General features: G+C 62.1%; 18 protein-coding genes. 8 read left to right on the top strand and 10 right to left on the bottom strand.

The window, feature by feature from the left end; genetic code table 11:
- The first annotated feature begins 128 nt into the window (after positions 1-128).
- From LZK81_RS21985 to LZK81_RS21970, 4 genes are all read left to right on the top strand, one after another.
- Positions 129-2,285 (top strand): indolepyruvate ferredoxin oxidoreductase subunit alpha, encoded by a 2,157-nt coding sequence (locus tag LZK81_RS21985; RefSeq protein ID WP_233954675.1) that lies wholly within the window; start codon positions 129-131, stop codon positions 2,283-2,285.
- A gap of 3 nt (positions 2,286-2,288) precedes the next feature.
- Positions 2,289-3,836 (top strand): indolepyruvate oxidoreductase subunit beta family protein, encoded by a 1,548-nt coding sequence (locus LZK81_RS21980; protein WP_233954674.1) that lies wholly within the window; start codon positions 2,289-2,291, stop codon positions 3,834-3,836.
- A 100-nt stretch (positions 3,837-3,936) separates the two neighbouring features.
- Complete coding sequence (gene mprF, locus LZK81_RS21975; protein WP_233954673.1) at positions 3,937-6,519, top strand: bifunctional lysylphosphatidylglycerol flippase/synthetase MprF; 2,583 nt, start codon at positions 3,937-3,939, stop codon at positions 6,517-6,519.
- Positions 6,516-7,886: a virulence factor family protein gene (locus LZK81_RS21970; protein ID WP_233954672.1), complete on the top strand. Its 1,371-nt coding sequence runs from the start codon at positions 6,516-6,518 to the stop codon at positions 7,884-7,886. Before mprF ends, LZK81_RS21970 begins: the two co-directional genes overlap by 4 nt.
- A 5-nt stretch (positions 7,887-7,891) precedes the next feature.
- Here the strand turns inward: LZK81_RS21970 and LZK81_RS21965 are convergent, their stop codons facing one another.
- The 3 genes from LZK81_RS21965 to LZK81_RS21955 form a co-directional block, all read right to left on the bottom strand.
- Positions 7,892-8,401 (bottom strand): MarR family winged helix-turn-helix transcriptional regulator, encoded by a 510-nt coding sequence (locus tag LZK81_RS21965; RefSeq protein ID WP_038549831.1) that lies wholly within the window; start codon positions 8,399-8,401, stop codon positions 7,892-7,894.
- Between the two features lie 29 nt (positions 8,402-8,430).
- Positions 8,431-10,020 carry a phytoene desaturase family protein gene (locus LZK81_RS21960; RefSeq protein WP_233954671.1) on the bottom strand — a complete coding sequence of 530 codons (1,590 nt, stop codon included), beginning with the start codon at positions 10,018-10,020 and terminating at the stop codon, positions 8,431-8,433.
- A 66-nt stretch (positions 10,021-10,086) separates the two neighbouring features.
- A complete protein-coding gene (locus LZK81_RS21955) occupies positions 10,087-10,869 on the bottom strand; it encodes a cyclase family protein (RefSeq protein ID WP_046605089.1) in 783 nt (260 codons plus the stop codon).
- A 453-nt stretch (positions 10,870-11,322) separates the two neighbouring features.
- Here LZK81_RS21955 and LZK81_RS21950 point away from each other — a divergent pair, with 453 nt between their 5' ends.
- Positions 11,323-11,838: a MarR family winged helix-turn-helix transcriptional regulator gene (locus LZK81_RS21950; RefSeq protein ID WP_046605090.1), complete on the top strand. Its 516-nt coding sequence runs from the start codon at positions 11,323-11,325 to the stop codon at positions 11,836-11,838.
- 18 nt (positions 11,839-11,856) lie between these two features.
- Here the strand turns inward: LZK81_RS21950 and LZK81_RS21945 are convergent, their stop codons facing one another.
- Both LZK81_RS21945 and LZK81_RS21940 read right to left on the bottom strand, forming a co-directional pair.
- Complete coding sequence (locus tag LZK81_RS21945) at positions 11,857-12,531, bottom strand: amino acid ABC transporter permease (RefSeq protein ID WP_046665284.1); 675 nt, start codon at positions 12,529-12,531, stop codon at positions 11,857-11,859.
- A 76-nt stretch (positions 12,532-12,607) separates the two neighbouring features.
- Positions 12,608-13,405: an ABC transporter substrate-binding protein gene (locus tag LZK81_RS21940; protein ID WP_233956660.1), complete on the bottom strand. Its 798-nt coding sequence runs from the start codon at positions 13,403-13,405 to the stop codon at positions 12,608-12,610.
- Between the two features lie 373 nt (positions 13,406-13,778).
- Here LZK81_RS21940 and LZK81_RS21935 point away from each other — a divergent pair, with 373 nt between their 5' ends.
- The gene (locus LZK81_RS21935; RefSeq protein ID WP_046605093.1) at positions 13,779-14,483 is read left to right on the top strand and encodes a hypothetical protein; all 705 of its coding nucleotides are present in this window, start codon (positions 13,779-13,781) and stop codon (positions 14,481-14,483) included.
- Between the two features lie 16 nt (positions 14,484-14,499).
- On the opposite strand, the gene LZK81_RS21930 is transcribed toward LZK81_RS21935, so the two are convergent.
- From LZK81_RS21930 to LZK81_RS21910, 5 genes are all read right to left on the bottom strand, one after another.
- On the bottom strand, positions 14,500-15,678 hold the full coding sequence (locus tag LZK81_RS21930; RefSeq protein ID WP_233954670.1) for an alpha-hydroxy acid oxidase: 1,179 nt from the start codon (positions 15,676-15,678) through the stop codon (positions 14,500-14,502).
- On the bottom strand, positions 15,675-17,531 hold the full coding sequence (locus tag LZK81_RS21925) for an ABC transporter ATP-binding protein (RefSeq protein WP_233954669.1): 1,857 nt from the start codon (positions 17,529-17,531) through the stop codon (positions 15,675-15,677). The genes LZK81_RS21930 and LZK81_RS21925 overlap by 4 nt, the downstream gene beginning before the upstream one ends.
- 1 nt (position 17,532) lies before the next feature.
- On the bottom strand, positions 17,533-18,408 hold the full coding sequence (locus tag LZK81_RS21920; RefSeq protein ID WP_046611134.1) for an ABC transporter permease: 876 nt from the start codon (positions 18,406-18,408) through the stop codon (positions 17,533-17,535).
- Position 18,409: 1 nt separating this feature from the next.
- Positions 18,410-19,426, bottom strand: a complete 1,017-nt coding sequence (locus LZK81_RS21915; RefSeq protein ID WP_046605374.1) for an ABC transporter permease — start codon at positions 19,424-19,426, stop codon at positions 18,410-18,412.
- An 81-nt stretch (positions 19,427-19,507) separates the two neighbouring features.
- The gene (locus LZK81_RS21910; RefSeq protein ID WP_233954668.1) at positions 19,508-21,043 is read right to left on the bottom strand and encodes an ABC transporter substrate-binding protein; all 1,536 of its coding nucleotides are present in this window, start codon (positions 21,041-21,043) and stop codon (positions 19,508-19,510) included.
- A 400-nt stretch (positions 21,044-21,443) separates the two neighbouring features.
- Here LZK81_RS21910 and LZK81_RS21905 point away from each other — a divergent pair, with 400 nt between their 5' ends.
- Together LZK81_RS21905 and LZK81_RS21900 are read left to right on the top strand one after the other, a co-directional pair.
- A complete protein-coding gene (locus tag LZK81_RS21905) occupies positions 21,444-21,872 on the top strand; it encodes a hypothetical protein (RefSeq protein ID WP_233954667.1) in 429 nt (142 codons plus the stop codon).
- Between the two features lie 10 nt (positions 21,873-21,882).
- On the top strand, positions 21,883-23,496 hold the full coding sequence (locus LZK81_RS21900; RefSeq protein WP_233954666.1) for an AMP-binding protein: 1,614 nt from the start codon (positions 21,883-21,885) through the stop codon (positions 23,494-23,496).
- The last annotated feature ends 12 nt before the right edge of the window (positions 23,497-23,508 follow it).

The raw sequence follows: 23,508 nt of genomic DNA, 5'->3' as shown, positions 1-23,508 counted from the left end.
GTCCGACGCTCGGCTTAAGCAGGACTTACCGTTCCGGCAGCATTTGTGAATTGACAAATGGCGGGTGTCGAAAATATGCTTTTGCAAATGATTATGGATTGAAGCCGACAAGGCGAAGGGGAACTGCCATGGCCGAGCGATCTTTTGCGCGCGAAGTCGAAGATCTCAAACTAGGAGAAGGCGAGATTTTCCGCGGGGAAGGCATTCTCGCCATCACCAAGGCGCTGCTGCAATCCGGCGTTTCCTATGTCGGCGGTTACCAGGGCTCACCGATCTCGCATCTGATGGACGTACTGGCCGATGCCAAGGACATCATGGAGGATCTCGGGGTTCATTTCGAGACCTCGGCCTCGGAAGCGGCAGCGGCGGCGATGTTGTCTGCCTCGGTGATGTATCCGGTGCGCGGCGCCGTGACATGGAAATCGACGGCCGGTACCAATGTCGCGTCGGACGCGCTTTCCAACCTGTCTTCCGGCGGCGTCAATGGCGGCGCGCTGATCATCCTCGGCGAGGATTTCGGCGAAGGTTCTTCGATCATGCAGGAACGCAGCCATGCGTTTGCGATGAAGTCGCAGATGTGGCTTCTCGACCCGCGTCCCAACCTGTCGGCAATGGTTCAGGCCGTGGAAGATGGCTTCCAGCTTTCGGAAGCCTCCAACACCCCTGTCATGCTGGAGGTACGCATCCGCGCCTGTCACGTGCATGGCCAGTTCGTCGCCAAGGATAACCAGCGGCCAAAGTTCACGCTCCGCGAGGCGCTCGAAAACCCGGTCCGTGACGTCAACCGCATCGTCCTGCCGCCGGCGAATTTCGGGCAGGAGAAGGACAAGCTGGAGCGCCGCTGGCCGGCTGCCGTCAACTTTATCAAGGAGAAGAAGCTCAACGAGTTCTTTGGCCCCGAAGAAGGCGAGATCGGCATCATCACGCTCGGCGGTCTCTATAATGGCGTCATGCGCGGCCTGCAGCAGCTCGGCCTGGCGGATGTCTACGGCAATTCGTCGGTGCCGATCTACGTGATGAACGTCGCCTACCCGACGATCGACGACGAGGTGGTCGATTTCTGTCTCGGCAAGAAAGCCGTGATCATGGTGGAAGAAGGCGCGCCGGAATATGTCGAGCAGACGCTCCATACGCTGATGCGCCGTCGCGATATCCAGACGCGCCTGCACGGCAAGGACATCCTGCCGCTCGGTGGCGAGTATACCGCGCCCGTGATGATGAAGGGGCTGAAGACCTTCATCGAGAAGTATGACCGACTGCTTCTCGGCAACCAGCCGCCGGTGCCGGATCCGAGCGATGTTCTCAACGACCCCAAGGTGAAGGCTCTGGCCGAAGTCGTGCCGGCACGTCCGGCTGGTTTCTGTACCGGCTGTCCGGAGCGGCCGATCTTTGCGGCCATGAAACTGGTCGAAAAGGAACTCGGCGAACATCATGTCTCGGCCGATATCGGCTGCCATCTGTTCTCGATCCTGCCGCCGTTCAATATCGGCGGCACCACCATGGGCTACGGCCTCGGCCCGGCTTCCGCTTCTGCCTTCAATGTCGAGGCGGACAAGCGCTCGATCGCGGTCATGGGCGATGGCGGCTTCTGGCACAACGGCCTTGCGACCTCGGTCGGCAATGCGGTGTTCAACAAGCAGGACGGCGTCATCCTCGTCGTCGACAATTTCTATTCGGCGGCGACCGGCGGCCAGGACATCCTGTCGTCACGGGCGATCAACCCGAACCGCAAGACCAACAATTCGATCGTCAATGCGGTAAAGGGCATCGGAGCCACCTGGGTGCGCCAGATCGACCGCACCTATGATGTCGCCAAGATGCGCGACACGCTGAAGGAGGCGCTGACGAGCAAGGAAAAAGGCCCGAAGATCATCGTCGCCTCTTCCGAATGCATGCTGAACAAGCAGCGTCGCGTGAAGCCGCAGTTCAGCCAGGCGGTCAAGGACGGCAAGCGTATGGTGAAGGAGCGTTTCGGGGTGGACGAGGATGTCTGCACCGGCGATCACGCCTGCATCCGGCTGTCGGGCTGCCCGTCGCTGTCGGTCAAACACACGGACGATCCTTTGAAAGACGATCCGGTCGCGGCGATCGACAATAGCTGCGTCGGCTGCGGCAATTGCGGCGAGGTTTCCGAGGCCGCCGTTCTCTGTCCATCCTTCTACCGCGCCGATGTGATCATGAATCCGACCGGTTGGGACAAGTTCCTCTCGAAATTCCGCGCTTCGGTGATCGGCTGGCTGCAGGCCCGCCGTGCCGCCGGCCGCGTCGTGTTCGCGGAGGCTTGATCGATGAACGAGACCGTGAACCTCAAGGCGCTCTACGCTTCCGACAAGCCGCTGGCGCTTGCCATCATGGCCATGGGCGGCCAGGGCGGCGGCGTGCTCGCCGACTGGATCGTTGGCCTTGCCGAAGAACAGGGCTGGATGGCGCAGTCGACCTCGGTGCCGGGTGTCGCCCAGCGCACGGGTGCGACGATCTACTACATCGAGATGCTGCCGGCCCGCGACGGCGTATCGCCGATCTTTTCGCTGATGCCGACGCCGGGCGATGTGGATGTCGTGCTTGCCGCCGAGTTGATGGAAGCCGGCCGCTCCGTGCTGCGCGGGCTCGTCACGCCGGACAAGACCACGCTGATCGCCTCGACGCATCGTTCCTTCGCGGTCGGCGAGAAAGAGAAGCCGGGCGACGGTATCGGCGATCCGACGGTGGTGGTCGGCGCGACCGACTTCGCCGCCAGACGCACCATCGCCTTCGATATGGATACGCTGGCAACGAAAAACGGCAGCGTGATTTCTGCCTCGATGTTCGGCGCACTTGCCGCGGCCGACGTGCTGCCTTTCCCGAAGGAAGCTTTCGAGGCGACCATTCGCGGCGGCGGCAAGGGCGTCGAGCCCAGCCTGCGTGCCTTCAATGCTGCCTATGAACGCACCAAGGCCAAGCCGCGGGACGAAGTCACCGCCTCGGCGCCGAAGCGTTTCGACGTGATGCCGGAAACCGCCGGCCATCCGGACCTCGATCGGCTGGTGCATCGCATGCGCGCCGAATTCCCCGAGGTCGCCTGGCCGCTGCTGTTTGCCGGGGTCAAGAAGCTCACGGATTTCCAGGATCCGGCCTATGCCAGCGAATATCTCGATCGGGTCGGCAAACTTCATGTGCTCGACCGTGCCAATGGCGGCGAGGATCGCGACTATGCCTTCACCGTCCAGTCCGCTAAATACGTCGCCGTCGCCATGGCCTACGACGACGTGATCCGCGTCGCGGATCTCAAGACTCGCGGCACCCGGTTCGACCGCGTCGCCAAGGAAGTCGGCGTGAAGCAGGATCAGATCCTCTACATGACCGAATACATGCATCCGCGCATGGAAGAGGTCGTTGGGACCATGCCGAAGCGGCTCGGTCTCTGGGTCGAAAACCGCCCGAAGGTTTTCGCCTGGCTCGACCGCCGCATCAACAAGGGCCGCCGAGTGCAGACCGGCACGCTGTTCTGGTTTCTGACGCTCTACACGCTGGCAGCCTTGCGCCGTACCCGTCGCGGCACGCTGCGTCACTCACGCGAAACCGAGCATCGCGAAGCCTGGCTCGACGCGGCAACCTCGCTGCTCCCCCGGAACTATGATCTCGCAGTGGAAGTGATCAACAATCGCCGGCTGGTGAAGGGCTATTCCGATACCCATGCGCGCGGGCTCTCGAAGTTCGACCGGGTGATGTCGGCGCTGACGACCTTGGCGGACCGCGACGACGGTGCGGCCTGGATGAAGCGCCTGCGCCAAGCGGCACTCCTGGACGAAAGCGGAATTGCGCTGGACGGGGCGCTGAAGACCGTGTCCACGCTTTAGGTTTTAAGCATACAGACACATTATAGCCGCGATCCCGTTGCTTTTGCTGCGCATCTGACCAAACTCTAGATGCGTAATTTTTCCAGCACCGGCAGCCCACATGGAATCCACGGTTCGTCAGCCAAGTCGCTTTCGAGACATCCTTGAGACGTACCGTCCTTACCTCATCGCCTTGGCGGCGCTGGCGGTTTTTGCGTTCACGACATTTGCCATCTACAACCTCACCAACGAGGTCAGCTACGACGACGTCATCGAGGCGCTCGGCAATACGCGTTGGTCTTCGATCGGGCTTGCGGTTTTCTTCACGGCACTGAGTTTCGCGGCGCTGGTCGGATATGACATCAACGCGATTACCTATATCGGCCGGACGCTGCCTTTCGTGCCTGTCGCGATAACGGCCTTCAGCGCCTATGCGGTCGGCAACACGGCCGGTTTCGGAGCCCTCAGCGGCGGAGCGATCCGGTTCCGCGCCTATTCGCGCCTGGGGCTTTCGCCCGACGATATCGGTCGTGTCATCGCATTTGTGACGCTCGCCTTCGGCATCGGGCTTCTGGCAGTCACCGCGCTCGCGTCGCTGGTCACGGCACCGAGGATAGGAGCAATCCTCGACATCGACGGCACCTGGGTTCGCGCCGGCGCGATCATGATCATCCTCGTGCTCATCGCTCTTCTGATCCTCGGGCGAGGCGGACGGACGGTATCCGTCGGACGCTTGAGCATCCGCCTGCCGGACAGCCGTACGTCCTCGCAGCAATTCCTTATCACGGCGCTTGATGTCGCCGCCTCCGCCTCCGTCCTCTACGTGCTTCTGCCGCAGACGGAAATCGGCTGGCCGTCCTTCCTGGCGATCTATGCAACCGCCGTCGGCCTGGGTGTCCTCAGCCATGTACCTGCCGGCCTCGGCGTCTTCGAGACGGTGATCGTCGCGGCACTCGGCAACACGGTCAGCCTCGATGAAGTGCTCGGCAGCCTCGTCCTGTACCGCGTCATCTATCATGTCCTGCCGCTGCTCATCGCCACGCTGGTGGTGATTGGTGTCGAAATTCGCCAACTTGCCCATCACCCCATTGCATCGACGCTTCGAAAGCTTGAATTCCGCCTCGCGCCGCCGCTTCTGGCGACCTTCTCGATGATCGCCGGCGCAATGCTGATCTTCTCGAGCGTGACGCCGACGCCGGATTCCGACATCAATTTTCTTGGCAACTACCTGCCGCTGCCGGTGTTCGAGGGCGCGCATTTCCTTTCCAGCATTCTCGGCCTCCTGCTGTTCGTCGCGGCGCGCGGCATCGGCCAGCGGCTGGACGGGGCGTGGTGGACCGCCATGGTCTGCACCTCTCTGGCGCTGGTTTTCGCCTTCATGCGGGCGATCGCGCTTTTCGAGGCGACGTTCCTGATCATCCTGCTGGTCAGCCTGTTCCTCAGTGCCAAGCAGTTCAAACGCCGGGCGTCGCTGTTCGGTCAGGTGCTGACGCCGAGCTGGATCGCCGCCATGTTCATCGTCGTGGCTGCGGCGATCACGGTGCTGCTCTTCGTCTATCGCGAAGTGGATTACAGCCGCGAACTCTGGTGGCAGTTCGAATTTTCCGAGGAAGCGCCGCGCGGACTGCGCGCGGTCCTTGGCCTTGCGATTTTTGCGGCGACGATCTCGGTGTTCAGCCTATTGCGGCCGGCGGCCCGACGTTCGGCACTGTCCACGGCGGACGATCTCGATCGGGCGATCCAGCTCGTCATGGCCCAGGACAATGCCGACGCCAACCTCGTCCGGATGGGCGACAAGCGGCTGATGTTCTCCGAGAGCGGCAATGCCTTCATCATGTACGGCATCCAGGGCCGCTCCTGGATCGCGCTTTTCGATCCGGTCGGACCGCAGGAGGAGACAGCGGATCTCGTCTGGCGTTTCGTCGAGGAAGCCCGTGCTCGAGGCGGCCGCGCCGTGCTCTATCAGATTTCGCCCAGCCTCCTTTCGCATTGCGCCGATGCAGGCCTCAGGGCCTTCAAGCTCGGCGAATTGGCGATCGTCGACCTGTCCAGCTTCGACCTCAAGGGCGGCCGGCTGGCCGGGCTTCGTCAGGCCGTCAACAAAGGTGCACGCGAGGGGCTGGAGTTTTCCGTCATCGACCAGCCGGATGTGATGGCGCATATCGAGGAATTGCGGCGCGTGTCGGATGCCTGGCTCGAAGACCACAACACGCGCGAGAAGACCTTTTCGCTCGGCGCTTTCCGGGATGACTATGTCAGTGCCCAGCCGGTTGCGGTGCTCAAGAAGGAGGACCACATCGTTGCCTTCGCGACGCTGTCGCTCACCGACACGAAACACGAAGGCACCGTCGATCTGATGCGCTTCATGCCGGATGCGCCGAAAGGCTCTATGGATTTCCTGTTCGTGAAGATTATGGATTATCTTCGCGATGCCGGTTATGGACATTTCAATCTCGGCATGGCGCCGCTTTCCGGCATGTCCACGCGGGAGGCGGCACTCGCCTGGGACAGGATCGGCAGCGTTGTTTTCGAGCACGGTGAACGGTTCTACAATTTCAAAGGGTTGAAGGCTTTCAAGTCGAAGTTTCATCCCGCCTGGGAGCCCCGTTATCTGGCTGTGGCAGGGGGCGTCAGCCCCGCCATCGTGATGATGGACGCAACGCTTCTGATCGGCGGCGGCTTGAGGGGAGTGGTTGGTAAATGATGTATCTGCGTTTTCTTGCTATCGTGTTTGCAGCGCTGCTGTTCGGTGTCCCGATGGCGGCTGCCCAGGATCAGCAGGATTACCATACGGGCCTTATCCCGCAGCCGCGCATCCTCGTGCCGAACAATGGCAGCGAACTTGAAGGCATCGTCTTCCTGATTTCAGGCGGGCAGGGCTGGGGGGCTCGGGAGGACACGGAGGCGCAGAAGCTGCTCGCCGCCGGTGCCGCCGTGGTCGGCATCGATTTCCCCTCCTACATCAAGTCGCTGGCCACCGACGACGGCGACTGCATCTATATGGTTTCCGATATCGAGGACGTCTCCCAGCAGGTGCAGCGACGGATCGGCAATCCGCAATACCGCCACCCGATCGTCGCCGGCATCGGAGAAGGCGGCGCGTTGGCGCTGGCGATGATCTCCCAGAGCCCGAACGCGACGATCGAGGAGGCGATTGCCGTCGATCCGCTGGCCGGCATCCCGCTCGCCAAGGAGCTCTGCACGCCGGCATCCAAACAGAAGGTCGGCGATCGCACGGTCTATGGTTTTGACGACGGCGCAGTACCGGCGGCGGTGACGATCGTTTCCACGCCTTCTGCCGATGCGGCGGGCAAGGCGCATGGACAGCGCCTGAAACAGGATCATCAGGAGGTCGAGCTGATCAACTCCGGTGAGGCGCCGGATGTGGCGCTGTCACAAGTGCTGGCCACCCGCATCGCGGCTGCCGGCCGGACCAACCAGCCGCTCGACCTGCCGCTGAACGTGCTTCAAGCCAAGCCGGCCATGAACACGATGGCGGTGATCTTTTCCGGCGATGGCGGGTGGCGCGACCTCGACAGCGAAGTGGGGGGCTATCTGCAATCCCAGGGGATTCCGACGATAGGGCTGGATTCGCTGCGGTATTTCTGGTCCGAGCGCAGCCCCCAAGCGACGGCGGACGACTTGGCGAAGATCATCGAACATTATCGCCGGCAATGGGGCGTTCAGAACGTGTTGCTGGTCGGTTATTCGTTCGGCGCGGATGTGCTGCCCGCCACCTACAACCTCCTGCCGGACGCAGACCGGGCTCGCGTCAAGCAGATCACGCTGCTCGGCCTGTCGCATGAAGTGGACTACGAGATTTCCGTGACCGGCTGGCTTGGCGTCTCAGGCGACGGCAAGGGCGGCGATCCGATGACCGATATCGTCAAGATCGATCCGAAGCTCATCCAATGCGTCTACGGCACCGATGAGGACGACGACCCTTGCCCGACCTTGAAGGACAAGGGCGTCGAAGTCGTGCCGATCGAGGGCGGACATCATTTCGACGAGAACTACCAGGCGCTCGGCAAGCGCATCCGCGACAGCCTTCAGACACGGCTGACGAAATAGATCGATCAGATCTCGTGCTTGCGGATGTTGAGGAGGATCTTGTGAAGCGTGCCCGTGAAGGCGCGGTATTCCTCCTCGTCGATGCCGTCGAACATCCGCAGCAGTGAATCGTACATGGTCGGCCAGAAGCGCCCAAAGGCGGCGCGGCCTTCCTCGGTGATCGTCACATCGCGGATGCGCATGTCCTCGGCACGGGGCGTGCGGCGGATGTAACCCTGGTCCTCGAGGGAATCGAGCGTGCGGCTCATGGTCGACTGTTCGATGACCGCGAACACGGAAAGCTCGTTGATGGTGAGCGAAGCAGAGACGCTAAGGACCGCGAGTGTGCGCATCTTGGCGGTCGACAAGTCGTATTCGCGCAGTTCCTCCGCCATGTTGGAGTTCCAGCGGGAGATGATGCGGTTCATCAGGTAGGGTGCGAAGTGATTGAGGCCGATCTCGCCCATGGTCGGCCGATTTTCCTGATCGCCCTCCTGATGCCAGCGCAGCACCACGCCTGAAAACCGTTCTGCCATGAAATCCATCTCTCCTAAGCCGCCTCGCTTCAACGCAGCGACGATGCGAGCAGAAAGCCCGAGCCGCCGGCAAGCCCCGGTCCCGGATGGGTCGAGGCGCCGATATGATAAAGGCCCGGCACGTGGGTGCGGTGGTTAACAGACGACTTGAAGGGCCGCCAGAGGAAAAACTGGTCGAGCCCGCAGAAGCCGCCATAGGGATCGCCGCCGACAAGGTTCCTGTTCATCGCCTCCAGATCGGCCGGAGAATAGGCCCGGCGGGCGAGCTTGATCTCGGCAAAATTCCCGATGTGGCGGGAAAGCAGAGCCTCGACGCGGTCGGCATAAAGTTCGCGCAGCTCGTCGGTCCAGCGGCCGTCGGCAGGTGCGGCGATCTCACCGGCCGCATCGCCCTTGATGAAACGCGGCGCTTCGGGAAGCTGCAGCCAGAGTATCGACTTGCCGTCCGGCGCACGCGAAGGATCGAAGCTGGCGGGCTGGCCGACGCAGACGGTCGGCTCGGCGGGCAGCAGCCCGCGTTCGCATTCGTTGGTGGCGCGCGAGACGCCGTCGAGGCCGGATGTCAGGTGCAGCAGCGCCACCTTGGCGAGATCCGGATCGCCTCTCCAGCGCGGTGGTGCGGAGAGGGCGTAGTGGATCTGCATATTGCCCTTGCCGTAGCGATAGCGGGCGACGCTTTCCCGGATTTCGGCGGGTGCCGGCTGCGGCCAGTCCTTCAGCAGCCGGTCATAGATCTGGTTCGGCGTCGTGGAGCAGACCACGCCGGCTGCAGCTTCGATCGTCTCGCCGTTTGCAAGCCTTACCCCGGCGGCCCTGTTGCCTGGGCCGGGAAGGATACGTTCGACATCCGCGCCAGTGCGGATCGCGCCGCCCTGATCCGTGATCAGCCGTTCGAAAGCCGCGACGAGGTTGGCCGCGCCGCCCTTGACGATCGGGCAGCCGGCGAGCTCGATCGCAAAACCGATGACCTTCAGCATTTCGGCCGAATAGGCGCTTTCCGGCGCCAGGCCGCAATGCAGGACCCAGGGCGCCCAGAGGGCGTGCGCCGCCTCGGATTTGTAGGTGGTTTCGAGATAACCGCGCGCCGGTGTCAGCGCATCGCCGAACCAGGCGGCGAGTTGGCGCAGGCCCATGCCCCAGCCCTGTTTGGCGACTGTCTTCAGCGTCGTGCCGGACCAGAGTGCGCCGCCGAGCAGTGAAAACAGGAAGGCGGCATCGGCGCCGAGAACGTTCATTTCCTTGTCGAAAGTCTTGCCGTCGCCGGCCGCGAGTGCCTCGAACGTCGCGATATTGCGCTGGCGATCTTTTGAGAAGATGACGGAAGAACCGTCCGGGCGCAGCACGCCGGTCGGCAGGTCGGCATGGGCGAATTCCAGGCCGCGGGCCTCGAGATCCTTGCCGAGTGCGCCATAGGCGGGCGAGGTGAGGAACAGCACCATGGTGGTGGCCATCACGTCGTGGATAAAGCCCGGCTCGGTGATCTCTTCCGTGCGCAGGCAGCCGCCGATGCGTTCGCTGCGTTCCAGCACGAGAACCTTCTTGCCCTTCTTACCGAGCATGGCGGCGGCGACCAGTGCGTTGATGCCGCTGCCGACGATGATGTAGTCGAAATCCGCCATGCCGCCCGTCTTCCTGCTGGATAAGGAAAGGGCCGGAACCTTCCGGGTCCGGCCCTTTCGATCGGATCAGGCGATCAGAGCCAGCGCACGGACCGGCGAACCGGTGCCCTTGACGAGCTTCAGCGGTGCGGCGATCAGCACGGCGCCCTTCGGCGGCAGCTGGTCGAGGTTCGACAGCGATGCAAGGCCGTATTTGCCGGCGCCGTGCATGAGGTTATGGGCCGGGAAGGGCGGGTTCATGCCGCCGGCCGAGCCGGCATCGGTGCCGATGGTTTCCTGGCCCCAGCCGACAATGTCCTTCGAAATCAGGTATTGGATCGCTTCGGCGGTCGGGCCGGGAGAATGCGGGCCGTTCTCGTCGGCATTCAGGAAGGTTTCGGTCGAGCCGTTGCGCTTGTACCAGTCGGAGCGCATCAGCACCCAGCTGCCGGCCTCGATCGCGCCATGCTCGGCTTCCCATTCCTTGATGCTGTCGACAGTGAGCAGATAATCCGGGTTTTCGGCGGCTTCCTTGGAACGGTCGATGACGTTGACCGGTGCCACGAAATTCTGCGGCGGGATAGTGTCGGTCGTGTTGTTCGGTTTGTCCTTGCCGGTGATCCAATGACATGGCGCATCGAAATGGGTGCCGGTGTGTTCGCCGAGTTCCAGCCAGTTCCAGGCCCAGAACGGACCGTCCTCGTTGTATTCGGAGATCGTGTGGACGGCGACCTTCGGCGTGTTCTTGCCGAACTGCGGCGGCAGGTAAAGAACGGGGGTATCCGGCCCGAGCGGCGCCGTCAGGTCGACGACCTTGACCGAGCCGGAGAGGAGAGCGGAAGCGAGAGTGGTGAGCGTTGTGGAAGACATGGTGCCGGGTTCCCCTTGAATGACCGGTTTCGTTAAGCCGCGCGGCAGCCGGTTTTCCTCTCCGGATGCCGCTGAACGATGAGGAAGCCTATTGCAGAAAATATGAGGATGCAAGCAATTGGGCGAAGCTGCGTCGAGCAAATTCACGTGCTCGATCCCTACGGAAGAACATCGATCACTTCCGTGAGAAATAGCCTGTTGCGGACTCGGTGAAGGGCAAGCATGAGTAGCGGTCCGCTTATCGACAGATTGCCTGCTCTTGATGCAGTTTTCAGAAAATGTATGCATATGAATAAATAACGGGACGGGGAAGACGGCTGGTGATGCGGTGATCATCGGGGCAGCCATATGGATTTGCGGGCACCATCCCTGAAGGACCGTCAGAGCACGAACCTTTGACATTTCAAATATCTACTTCTAGACGGTGGATCGGCTACAGAGGCAATATTCGGAATGGCAGAAGCGGAAGCGATCGACGTCGATCTGGAGATCATCGTCCAGGGCGCCCACGGGCGGTCGAAGCCCGAGCTGCGCCTGTGGTTGCGGATGCTGTCCACGACCAAGCTGATCAGCCAGGAAATCCGTCGCCGCCTGCGTGCCGAATTCGGCGCGACGCTGCCGCAGTTCGACCTGATGGCACAGCTCTATCGCGAGAAGGACGGGCTTCGCCTCGGCGAGCTCTCCAAGCGCACCATGGTCACCAACGGCAATGTCACCGGGCTCGTCGAGAGGCTCGAAGCCGATGGTTACGTCCAGCGGGTGACGCCGCAGGGCGACCGGCGCGTGACGGTCGCAAAACTCACCGAGGCGGGTGTGACACTGTTTGCGGCGATGGCCGCGGCGCACGAAGGCTGGCTGCAGGACATGATGGCGGATATCGACCCGCATGCGGTTGCGGCGCTCTGGGCGGAGATCGGCACGGTCAAGACCTCCGCCAACAACCACCTTTCCGGCGCCGCCTTCGAATAGGCCTCGCCGCCTCTGGCGTCAGCGCTTCTTTTCCTTGTTGAACCTCTGTTCGAGGAGATTGACCAGCCGCACCATCGGCCAGAGGAAGGCGATGTAGATCAGCGCAGCCCCGATCAGCGGTGTCGGGTTGGCATAGAGCGCCTGTGCGTCCGTCGCCTCCTTGAGGAGTTCCGGCAGAGCGACTGTGGAGGCGAGCGACGTATCCTTGAACATCGAGACGCAGTTGTTGGTCATCGGCGGAATGACGATGCGGATCGCCTGCGGCAGCACGACCTTCCGCAGTGTGACGAAGAAAGGCAGGCCGAGGGCCGCCGCGGCCTCGAACTGGCCGCGAGGGATGCCCTCGATGCCGGAGCGGAAAATCTCCGCCGAATAGGCGGCCATGACGATCGAGAAGGCAAGGCCCGCGGATGTCCAGGAGGACAGGCGGATGCCGACGAACGGCAGCGCGTAGTAGATGAGGATCAACACCACCAGCATCGGCGCCGCGCGAAAGATGTCGATGTAGAAAACCGTCAGATAACGCACCGGCTTCGGTCCGTAGAGGCGCAGGAGCGCTATCACCAGGCCGATCGGAATGCCGATGCCGATGCCCGCCACGCCGAGCAGGAAGGTGTTGATCAGTCCGCGCAGCAGCGCCGGAAACGCGTCGCCGAGAACCCCGAGGTTGAAGAATGTATCGAGGAGGGTCATTTCCTGGTGCCTCTAAGCTCACGAAAAAGCCGGCCGTCGCCGGCCGGCATGATTAGGCGCGTTATCGGTAGCCGCCTCAGGGCTTCGGCAGCGGCTGGTCGACGGCGGAGGCGGAACCGGCGGCCGGATCGGAGCCGAACCACTTCTTGTGGATTGCGGCCAGCGTGCCGTCCTTCTTCATGGCGGTGATCGCGTAGTTCGCCTTGGCAAGCAGCGGATGGTCCTTGGTCATCATCAGGCCGTACTGTTCACCGGTCCTGATGCGCACCTTGACGGCGAGGTCCTTCATCTTGAGGAAGGCGTATTCCATGCCCGGAACGTCGCTGACGGCCACATCGGCACGGCCGGCGGAGAGATCCATCAGCAGGTCCTGCTGGGCGTTGTAGCTCTTGATGTCGGTAATGCCGTATTTTTCCTTGTTGTCCTTGGCCCACTTGTCGCCGGTGGAGCCGGCCAGGACGCCGACGACCTTGCCCTTCAGGTCTTCGACCTTGGACACGGTCGCTTCCTTGCGGGTGGCGATGCCCATGTCAGCATCATAATAGGCCTGCGTGAAGGACTGGCTGCCGAGGCGCTCCTTGGTGATGGTGATCGAGGAGATCGCCACATCGATACGCTTGGAAGCGGTGGCGGCAAACAGCGCCTGGAAGCCGAGGTCGGAAATCTCGACCGTCATGCCGAGGCGCTTGGCGACTTCGTTGACGATGTCGACCTCGAAACCCTCGAAAGTACCCGTAGCCGTCTTGTATTCGAAGGGCGGATTGCTCGGATAGGAGCCAACGGCAAGCGCCGCGGCGGATGCCAAGCCGGCGCTTGCGACGGACAGGGCAGCAGCGCCCGCAAGGCCGAAAAAGGCGCGGCGGAAAAGGCTCATGGTCATGATTGCGTTCCCTCTGTTTTGGTGCCCGGCGGGCTTTTTTCCTGCCGGATCGGATGCGAAATTGTTCTTGATGGCCGGCAGGCGGAGTGACGTGACGCAAGCCCTCTCCCAAGAGCTATCCGGCGGCGTCCCTATCCTCTTCAACGCGCGTGGGAGCGGATCGTGATCGAAAATCCAGCAAGATTCAAGCGGAAAGATTGAAGCTTAAATCATGTCCGGGCGGGTCGTTTTGGTCAGGCAAACAGGCTTGAAAAATAGTTTAGGTCTAAACTTGTTTTTCGCCGCTGGCGGTTCGATAGTGGGCCACCGCTGGGGAACAGAGGCCGCCCGTAATCGTTGCGGTCCCATAGAAGCAGGAAGCCGAGCCATGCGTTTTGCCTATTTCGCCTTTTTCGAGAATGTCGATGGAAGTCAGCTCGCCGTGAGCAAGGCGGACGTCGAGACCGTCGCTGAAATCATCAAGCTGACGCCGGGGCTGACCACCGCCAATCTCTACACGCCTGAAGTCACCAAGGACATGTATAACAAGGATGAGCAGTCTCCCATCTTCGGCATGCAGCTCTATTTCAACGATCTTACCGACCTGGAAGACGCGATGGCGCCGGCTGGCCATTTGCATCAGCTTGCGGCTTCGGGCGTGCTGTCGAGCATTCGCGGCGCCAGGGGCACGCAGCAGGCCATGTATGCGCGACACTTTCCGGTCGACGACGCCAAGCTCGATGTCGCTACGAACGGCAACCCCTGTTCCTACGTGGTCCATTATACCGGCCCAGCCGAAGACCTGAACGTCTGGATGCACCATTATGTCAGCCATCATCCGCCGGTGATGCGCACCTTCCCGGGCATCCGCAAGATCGAGGTTTTGTCGCGGATCGACTGGTGCGGTTTCCTCCCCTGGGAGCGGGTCAATCACATGCAGCGCAACCGGGTGATGTTCGACAGCCCGGCAGCACTGCAGGCAGCGCTGCAATCGCCGGCGCGCATCGCCATGCGGGAGGATTTCAAGACCTTCCCGCCCTTCGAAGGCGGCAATTCCCACTTCCCGATGGAGACGCAGATCATCGTCCCCTGATGGACGGTGAGGCCGCTCAGAGCTTTATATGGTCGCGGTCCAGATCGGCGACCGAGCGGCAGCCGAGAAGCGCCATGGTGCGGCGGGTTTCCTCTTCGAGGATGGTGATGGCGCGGGCCGCGCCAGCCTCGCCGCCGGCTGCGAGACCATAAAGTGTTGCACGTCCGGTCATCACCGCATCGGCGCCGAGCGCCAAAGCCTTGACGATATCCGTGCCGCGGCGAAAACCGCTGTCGGCGAGGATGGTGATCCTGCCCTTCAGCTTGTTGGCGATCTTCGGCAGGATGGTGATCGGCGATGGCGCACCGTCAAGCTGGCGACCGCCGTGATTGCTGATGACGATGCCATCAGCTCCCGCATCCGCGGCTAGTTCCGCGTCGCGCAAAGTCATGACGCCTTTGACGATCAGCGGCTTTTTCCAGATTTTCCGCAGGTGGCGGATGTGGCTCCAGTGAAGGTCCGGCTCTACCTGCTCGCGCGACCAGATGGCCGTGCGAGCGAAGGTCTGCTGGTCGGTGGGCAGGAAATCGAGCAGGTTTCCGAAGGGCGGGATGCCACGCGCCATGACCGACAATGCCCAGCGCGGATGGCAGAGGATATCCAGCTTGTGGCGGAAGGTCGGGTCCATGCCGGAGCGATAATTGCGGCGATCCCATTCGCGGTTGCCGAATGTCGCTGCGTCGGTGGTCACCATCAGCGCCTGGCAGCCGGCTCTTTCGGCGCGGCCGACCAGTTCGTCCATGAAGGTCTGGGAGCGGAAGACGTAAAGCTGCATCCAGTGGGAGAGGTTCGGGATGCCGGAAAGCTCTTCGATCCGCATGTTGGAGACGGTGCTCTGGGTGAAGGTGATGCCAGCCTTGGCTGCGGCTTCAGCCAGCAGCCGATCTCCCTGATACTGGAAGAGACCGTTGAAACCTGTCGGCGCGATGATGAAGGGCAGCCGCATCTTTTTGCCGAAGATTGTCGTCGAAAGATCGGGCACGCCGACACCGGTCAGCGTCGAGGGGCGGAACTCGATTTCCGAAAAGACTTCGCGGTTGCGGCGGAGCGTCCATTCGTCTTCTGCACCGCCCTCGAGATATTCCAGCACGAAGGCAGGCAGGCGGCGACGCGCCATGGCCTGCAAGTCGGCGATGGTGACGGCGCGGCCGACATCCCGGCCGCTGTAATATCTGCGTCCGGTGATCGCCATCATTCGACCTGGTAGCCGGCTTCCGCAAGCACCGGCGACCACTCGGCGTTGACGTCATCCGGCGGCACGGCGGCGAGCAGACTGCGGGTATAGGCATGTTGCGGATTGGCAAACACGGTTTCGGTCCTGCCGCTTTCCACCACTTCGCCGCGATACATGACCATCACCCGATCGCAGAGATAACGGACGACGGAGAGGTCGTGGCTGATGAACAACATCGAGAAGCCGTGCTCGTCGCGAAGCTTCAGCAGAAGGTCCAGAAGCTGGGCCTGCACCGAGACATCGAGGCCGGAGACGATCTCGTCGGCGACGAGGATGCGCGGCAGGGTGCAGAGCGCGCGGGCGATGTTGACGCGCTGTTTCTGTCCACCCGAAAGCTGCGAGGGAAAGCGCATCGCCGCATCCGGGGGCAGGCCGATTTCCTTCAGCAGTTCGGCGGCGCGGTCCATGCGCTCGCGGGTGCTGTTGTGCAGCCCGCTCGCCTCGTTCGCCTGGGTGACGATGCTGCCGATCCGCCGCCGCGGGTTGAGCGCCGATTGCGGGTCCTGGAAGACCATCTGGATGTATTCGCGGCGATAGGCCCGGTCCGCATTTCCATTGGCGGTGATGTCGCGGCCGGCAAGCGTGATCCTGCCATCGGTCGGCGTATCGAGGCCGACAACGAGGCGGGCAAGCGAGCTCTTGCCGCTGCCGCTTTCGCCGACGATGCCGACGAACTCACCCTCGCCGAGCGAAAAATCGACGCTGTTGACCGCCTTGAAGGCGCTGCGCTTGGCGAACGGGCTCCAGGCGGTCGTATAGGCCTTGGTCAGCTTCTCGCCGTTGAGATGGATCCTGGCCGATGCGATCTCGCGGCCGGGCGCCAGCGGCGGCGGCACGATGTCCGGCGTCTTTTCGGTGCGAATGCAGGCAGCGATATGGTTCGGGCCGATATCGGCAAGCGGCGGTTCGGCCCGGGTGCAGGCCTCGATCGCATTCGGACAGCGGGAGGCGAAGCGGCAGCCCTTCAACTCCTTCAGCACCCGCAGGCCCGGCATGCGCTCGGGCAGGATGAAAAGGCCGCGGCGCGGGCCTGTGATCGTCGGGTTGGCAAGCTGCAGGCAGCGCGTATAGGGATGCGCCGGTGCCGAGAAAAGCTGTTTTGCAGGACCGCGCTCGGCCGGCCGGCCGGCATAGAGCACCATGATCTCGTCGCTGATCTGCGAGGCGAGGCGCAGGTCGTGGGTGATGAAGATCACCGCCGTGCCATCGCGCTTCTGCATTTCGGCGATCAGCTTGACGATGCGGGCCTGGATCGTCACGTCAAGCGCGGTGGTCGGTTCGTCGGCGATCAAGAGACGCGGGCGGCTGGCAAAGGCCATGGCGATCAGGATGCGCTGGCACATGCCGCCGGAAAGCTGGTGCGGATATTTTTCGAGCAGCGCCGCGCCATGTGGCAGATGTACGGATTCGAACTCCTTCAGCGCTCGCTCGCGCCAATTTTCACCGGGTGCGAGGCCGATGCGCAGAAGATGTTCCTTGATCTGCTGGCCGACCGTCAGGACCGGGTTGAGCCCGGAAAGCGGCTCCTGCGGGATGAAGGCGATGTCGCGGCCGAGCAGGTTGCGGCGGCGTTCCGGCAACATGCTCACTAGGTCCTCGCCATCGAAGGCGAGCGTACCCTTGGTGACCGCAAAACCCTTCGGCAGGTATTGCGAGATGGTGCGGCCGATCATCGACTTGCCGGCGCCGGATTCACCGACCAGACCGAGGATCTTGCCGGGTTCCAGCGAGAAGTTGAGGTCGGTCAGGACCGGGAAGCTTTCCTTGGCTCCGAGCGATTCAACGCAGAGGTTCTTTGCTGAAAGAATGGCCATGTCAGGTGCGCTCCGTCTGGGTCAGGCGCGTATCGAGAGTGCGGCGCAGGCCGTCGCCCAGGATATTGAAACCGAAGACCGCGAAGAAGATCGCGAAGATCGGCGCGATCAGGTTGAACGGCGCCTCGTAGATGTTCTGGCGCGCATCGGCGATCATCTGGCCCCAGGCCGCCGTTTCCGAGCCGACGCTCATGCCGACGAAGGAGAGGATCGCCTCGACGATGATGGCGACGCCCATTTCGAGGCTCATCAGTGTGATGAGCAGCGGCAGTGTGCCGGGCAGGATTTCGCGGGTGATGGTGCGCCAGTGCGAGAAGCCGATGAGCTGTGCGGCGGAGACGTAGTCTCGCCGGCGCAGGACGATGACTTCGCTTCGCAGCACGCGACAGAAGCGGGTCCAGTCGACCAGGATGATGGCGAGCACGACGTTGCGCAGCCCGGTGCCGAGGCCGACCATCAGGATCAGAGACAGAATGACTGGCGGAAAGGAGAGCCAGATCTCGACGATGCGGCCGATCACCCAATCGACCCAGCCGCCGAAATACCCGGCCACGTGGGCGAAAAAGGCGCCGATGATCATCGCGCCGATTGAGGCTGTAAACGCCACGGTGAGCGCCACGCGGGCGCCGAAGATCAGGCGGGAGAGGACGCAGCGGCCGAGGCTGTCGGTGCCGAGCGGAAACATCGTGTCGCCGCCATCGGCCCAGACGGGCGGGGTCAGGATCGATAGCAGGTTCTGTTCGTTCGGATCGTTGGGCGCCAGATAGGGGGCAAAGATCGCACAGACGGCCAGAATGAAGATGATCACCAGGCCTGTCTGGACGCGGCCGGATTTCAGCCAGAGCGGAAGCGGTCGCCCTTTAGCGTGCTGTTGCATGTCAACGCACCCTCAGTTTCGGGTTGAGGATCAGGTAGAGACTGTCGACCACGATGCTGATCACCAGAACGGCGACGCAATAGGTGAGCCCCGCGCCCTGGATGATCGGAAGGTCGGCGTTGCGGATCGCATCGACCATCAGGTTGCCCATGCCCGGGTAGGAATAGATGATCTCGACCAGCAGCGTGCCGCCGAACAGGAAGCCGAACTGCACGCCCATCAGGCTCAGCGTCGGCAGGATGGCGTTCTTCAGGCCGTGGCGGATCAGGATGCGCTTTTCGGAAAGTCCGCGAAGCCGGGCCTGCTGGATGTAGTCGTCCTGATAGGCATCGAGCAGGCTCGAGCGCAGCACGCGCATGAGCGACGGAGACAGCGCGATGCCGAGTGCGAGGCACGGCAGGATCATGTGTTGGAGCGCATTGAGAAAGGTCGGGATATTGCCGGTGATCAGGCTGTCGAGCAGCAGGAAACCAGTGACGAGTGGGCGCTCGAAGCCGGGGCTGAGACGGCCGGTGAAGGGCAGGACCTCGAAAAAGACACCGAATATGAGGAGCAAGAACAGGCTCCAGAGGAATTCCGGAAGCGAGAGCAGCAGGATGGAAACGAAATCCATCACCGCTTCGGCGCGGGTGCCGCGCACGTAGAACAGGAAGAGGCCGCCCGCGAGGCCGAAGACGGTTGCGACCATCATGGCGATGACGGCAAGCTCGATAGTCGCGGGCAGTGTCGAACCGATCAGGCTTGTCACGTCCTGGCGGAAATGGATGGAGCGGCCGATATCACCATGGAAGAGCTTGTTCAGCCAGATGCCATACTGCTGATAGAGCGGCAGGTTGAGGCCCATTTCGGTGCGCATCGCCTCGACTTCCTGAACCGTCGCATTGGGCGGCAGGGACATGGCGGCCGGATCGACCGGCAGGATGCGCAGGATGCAGAAGAGAAGCGCGGAAACAAGTAGAAGGATCGGTATCGCGGTCAGCACGCGCTTTACCAAAAGCTTGGCAATGGTCGCAAACATGCGCATGCCCCGTATTACGATGTTAGGGAAGGGGTCCGGATCGGCTCCGGACCCAATAAAACAGATCAGTCAGATCTTCGCTTACGACCAGGACATGGTGCTGCCTAGGACCCAGGCATTGCCATATTTGACGTAGTTGAGGCTCTTCTTTTTGACCAGCGTCTGGACGCTCTGCAGGATCGGAATATTGGCGCCGGTTTCGACAGCTTCCTGCGCTACGGCCTTGTAACCGGCGATGCGCTTCTCGTAGACAGGCTCGACGAAGAGCTTGAGGATCTTGTCGCCGATCTCCATTCCCTTCCAGGCGCCGAACGGCATCTTCGGGTTCATCAGATAACCGGAGAAGATTTCCGGGTCGCCGGTGGCGTTGTCGAAGCTGTAGAGCGTCGCTTCCGGCAGCTTGCCGCCGCGGTTGAGCTCGAAATATTTCGAATATTCGATCTGTTCGAGTTCGACCTTGAGGCCGACCTTCTGCCACATCTGCACCAGGGCGCGGGCAATATCGAAATCGCTCGGGAACTGACCGTTGGTCGCGGCGAGCTTGAAGGTCGCCGGTTTGTCGGACGTGTAACCCGCATCGGCCAAGAGCTTCTTCGACAGTTCCGGGTCGTAGGGAAACTTGTAGTCGGGTAGGTAGCCCGGCGTGCCGGGGGTCGCCGGAATCGAGAGCGGCACGGCGGCACCGCCGTAGAACGCCTTGGAAAGTGCTGCCTTGTCGATCGCGTGGTGGGCGGCGAGACGGACGGCCTTGTCGGTAAAACCCAGGTCGTTGCGCATCTGCAGAAGGATCAGGCGGGTAAAGGGGTTGATCTCTGCCGTCAGGCCTTCGGTCTTACCAAGGCGCTCAGCTTCACGGACCGGAATATTGACGGTGAGATCCACCTGGCCGGATTGGATGGCGGCGGTACGGGCCGATGGATCCTTGATGATGTCGATGGTGACGCGCTTGATCTTCGGCTTGGTACCGAAATAGTCGTCGTTGCGCTCGAATACGATGCGCGAATTCATCTGGTAGTCGACGAGCTTATAGGGGCCGGTGCCGACCGGCTTTTTGGCGAACTCTTCCGGGCCGACGGATTCGATATATTTCTTCGGCACGAGGTAGCTGCCGAGGAACGCAAGCCACTGCGGCGCGGTCGGCGTCGGGGCGGAGAATTTCATCACGCCTGAGGTCGGCGAAAGGATCTCGATATCGGTGAGCGTACGCCAGGAATTGGCGATGTCGAGCTTCAGGCCGGACTTGATGCGGTCGACGAAGGTGTACTTGAAGTCCTCCATCGTCATCGGATCGCCATTGTGGAACTTCACGTCGCTGCGGATCTCGAACGGCATCGAAAGGCCATCCGGCTTCAGTTCCCACTTGGTGATGAGATTGCCGATGAGCTTCAGGTCCGGCGACTGATCGAGCGGCTGGTCGAAGACCATCTTGAAGAGCGGCTGCGCATCCGGGACGAAGCGAAGGTTCGGGTCCCAGGAGGGCACGTCGGACGGCCAGCCGATGGTGACGTTGTCGGTATCTGCAGCGAAGGCGATTGTGGCCTGCGAAAGCACGGAGCCGCTGACCGCGGCAAGGCCGAGCATCTGCAGGAGATTTCTGCGGTCGATTTCAAAAGTCATGACGATCCCTCTGGTTTGCCCGTCGATCGCGACCGACGGACCTGCGGCGGTTGGTGAAACGCAAGCCTGCAATCCTGCCAGGGGCTTCTCTTGATTTTCGATGCCGCTTTTTGCGGTCGTCCCCTTAACAATTGAGGGATCGTAGAACGAGGTATAAATTACTTCAAGCCTAAAATTTCCGATCGCCAGAAATTGAGAATCCCATCGACTTCTGCGTGTAGAAGGCCGGAAACGTCGGGTTTTGCCAGCCTGCAGGTTGAGAGCGTGATGAGCGGCGATCACCAAAGCGGTCACCGTAGGCCGGCGGCACAAAAACCCGTTGACGTTCTTTCCAATTATTTTATGCTTAAAATGTCTTTTAGAAAAATGACGCCTTAGCGCGACTGAAAGAGGGACGCTCATGATCGATCCGCATTGTCATTCCAGCAGCATCATGGTGGAGCGCCCGGCGGCGGTCGCCTTCGAACTCATGTCGGACGGGCTGAAACAGGGCCAGTGGGCCTGGGGCAGCCTCAATCGCACCGAGGTGGAGCCTGGCCTCTTCCGCGGCACCTCGACCTTTACCGGAAAGCAGACATTCGTGCGGCTCAATGTCGACCAGCCCCGCTTCCAGGTGGATTACGAAGTCGGTGCGGCCAAGGACGCCATGCAGTTTCGCAATATGTCTCGCGTCATCCCGGGCGAACTGCTGCGCATGGGGCCGGACAAGTGCGTGGTGACGCTGCTGACCTGGCGGCTGGAGACGCAGACGGATGCGGAGTGGATCCAGTTCGGCACGATCCACGAGGCTGAAATGTTCCTGATCAAGGGCATTCTGGAACGGGCATAAGGACAGGACCATGCATTCTCCCTACCTCCTATTCGAGAACCAGGCGCTGAAGAGCCCGGACGCGCCGATGCTGATCGCACCGGCCAGCGCCAAGCTGCCTTATGCGCCCGGGGGCTTTCGCTATAGCTACGGCGAGGTTTTCACGCGCGTCGGTCTTCTGAAGCAGACGTTCGCGGCGGCAGGATATGGGATCGGAGCCCGCGTGGCTCTCCTCCTCGAAAACCGTCCGGAATTCTTCGACTACTGGCTGGCGCTGAACGCGATCGGCGCCTCGATCGTGCCGATCAATCCCGATCTGCGCCGCGACGAACTGCTCTTTCAGCTCGATATGGCCGAGGCTTCGCTGATGGTCGTCATCCGCGCGCGGCTGGATGATCTGCGGGACATCTCGCCCGGCAAGGTGGCGGTGATCGCTGCCGGCGACGACATTCCGCCTTCGCCTGAAACACGAGAGGCACGACCCGGCGGCCGGGATGCCGAATGCGCTCTGCTGTTCACCTCCGGCAGCACCGGCAAGCCGAAGGGCTGCATCCTTTCGAACATCTATTTCGTCGGCATCGCCGAATGGTACACGACGCAGGGCGGTATCGCCGAAATGGGCGAGGGAGCCGAAGTGGCGCTGACGCCGTTGCCGATGTTCCATATGAACGCGCTTGGCTGCACGGCTGTCGGCATGATCATGAAGGGTGGCGCGATCGTGCCGCTCGACCGGTTCCATTCGAGCAGTTGGTGGGCGTCGATCGCCGATTCCGGCGCGACGATCATTCATTGCCTCGGCGTCATCCCAGCGATCCTGCTGCAGCTCCCGACCGTCGAAGCAGAGCGGGCACACAAGGTGAAATTCGCGTTGGGACCGGGCGTCGATGCCCGGCACAAGATCGAATTCGAGAAGCGCTACGGCATCCCGATCGTCGAAGCCTGGGCGATGACCGAAACCGGGGGCCGGGCAGTGACCACCACCGCGGCGGACGAGTATACGCCAGGCCTGCGCTGCATCGGCCGGCCGCGTGCCGGCATGGATTTTCGGATCGTCGATGATGCGGGGAACGACGCGGAACTCGGCAAGCCGGGAGAACTGCTGGTGCGTGCCCAAGGCGCGAACCCGCGCGACGGTTTCTTCAGCGGCTATTTGAAGGACGAGAAGGCGACCGAGGAGGCCTGGGAAGGCGGCTGGTTCCATACCGGCGACGTCGTTTATGCCGACGAGAAGGGGCTTCTCTATTTCTTCGACCGCAAGAAGAGCATCGTGCGGCGCAGCGGCGAGAATATCGCCGTGCTGGAGGTGGAGGCGGCCCTTGCCAAGGATCCGGCGGTCAAGGCTTCGGCGGTAACGCCAGTGCCGGACGACCTGCGCGGCGAGGAGGTTTTTGCCTTCATCGTCGAGAGCGAAACTGCCGGAGCGGGCGAGCCGGCCGAGAAGGCAAAGCGGATCATCAAGGCCGCCGGCGCCCATATCGCCTATCACAAACTGCCCGGCTACGTGGTCTTCATCGACAGGCTGCCGGTGAGTTCGACCCAGAAGCTGCAGCGCGGCGAGATCAAGACGATGGCGGCAAAGGCGGTCGAGGATGGCTCGGCGATCGATCTCAGGAAGCTGAAGGCGTCCATCCGAAAGGCGGGATGAACTCCCTTACGA

The sequence above is a fragment of the Neorhizobium galegae genome, assembly GCF_021391675.1.
GTDB classification, from domain to species: Bacteria; Pseudomonadota; Alphaproteobacteria; order Rhizobiales; family Rhizobiaceae; genus Neorhizobium; species Neorhizobium galegae_B.
Note: the sequence above shows the minus strand (reverse complement) of the source record. Positions and strands in the feature narration are given on the sequence as shown.

Coding starts and splice junctions, on each gene's coding strand:
- LZK81_RS21985 (WP_233954675.1), top strand. CDS start 129: ATGGCCGAGCGATCTTTTGCGCGCGAAGTCGAAGATCTCAAACTAGGA.
- LZK81_RS21980 (WP_233954674.1), top strand. CDS start 2,289: ATGAACGAGACCGTGAACCTCAAGGCGCTCTACGCTTCCGACAAGCCG.
- mprF (WP_233954673.1), top strand. CDS start 3,937: ATGGAATCCACGGTTCGTCAGCCAAGTCGCTTTCGAGACATCCTTGAG.
- LZK81_RS21970 (WP_233954672.1), top strand. CDS start 6,516: ATGATGTATCTGCGTTTTCTTGCTATCGTGTTTGCAGCGCTGCTGTTC.
- LZK81_RS21965 (WP_038549831.1), bottom strand. CDS start 8,401: ATGGCAGAACGGTTTTCAGGCGTGGTGCTGCGCTGGCATCAGGAGGGC.
- LZK81_RS21960 (WP_233954671.1), bottom strand. CDS start 10,020: ATGGCGGATTTCGACTACATCATCGTCGGCAGCGGCATCAACGCACTG.
- LZK81_RS21955 (WP_046605089.1), bottom strand. CDS start 10,869: ATGTCTTCCACAACGCTCACCACTCTCGCTTCCGCTCTCCTCTCCGGC.
- LZK81_RS21950 (WP_046605090.1), top strand. CDS start 11,323: ATGGCAGAAGCGGAAGCGATCGACGTCGATCTGGAGATCATCGTCCAG.
- LZK81_RS21945 (WP_046665284.1), bottom strand. CDS start 12,531: ATGACCCTCCTCGATACATTCTTCAACCTCGGGGTTCTCGGCGACGCG.
- LZK81_RS21940 (WP_233956660.1), bottom strand. CDS start 13,405: ATGAGCCTTTTCCGCCGCGCCTTTTTCGGCCTTGCGGGCGCTGCTGCC.
- LZK81_RS21935 (WP_046605093.1), top strand. CDS start 13,779: ATGCGTTTTGCCTATTTCGCCTTTTTCGAGAATGTCGATGGAAGTCAG.
- LZK81_RS21930 (WP_233954670.1), bottom strand. CDS start 15,678: ATGATGGCGATCACCGGACGCAGATATTACAGCGGCCGGGATGTCGGC.
- LZK81_RS21925 (WP_233954669.1), bottom strand. CDS start 17,531: ATGGCCATTCTTTCAGCAAAGAACCTCTGCGTTGAATCGCTCGGAGCC.
- LZK81_RS21920 (WP_046611134.1), bottom strand. CDS start 18,408: ATGCAACAGCACGCTAAAGGGCGACCGCTTCCGCTCTGGCTGAAATCC.
- LZK81_RS21915 (WP_046605374.1), bottom strand. CDS start 19,426: ATGTTTGCGACCATTGCCAAGCTTTTGGTAAAGCGCGTGCTGACCGCG.
- LZK81_RS21910 (WP_233954668.1), bottom strand. CDS start 21,043: ATGACTTTTGAAATCGACCGCAGAAATCTCCTGCAGATGCTCGGCCTT.
- LZK81_RS21905 (WP_233954667.1), top strand. CDS start 21,444: ATGATCGATCCGCATTGTCATTCCAGCAGCATCATGGTGGAGCGCCCG.
- LZK81_RS21900 (WP_233954666.1), top strand. CDS start 21,883: ATGCATTCTCCCTACCTCCTATTCGAGAACCAGGCGCTGAAGAGCCCG.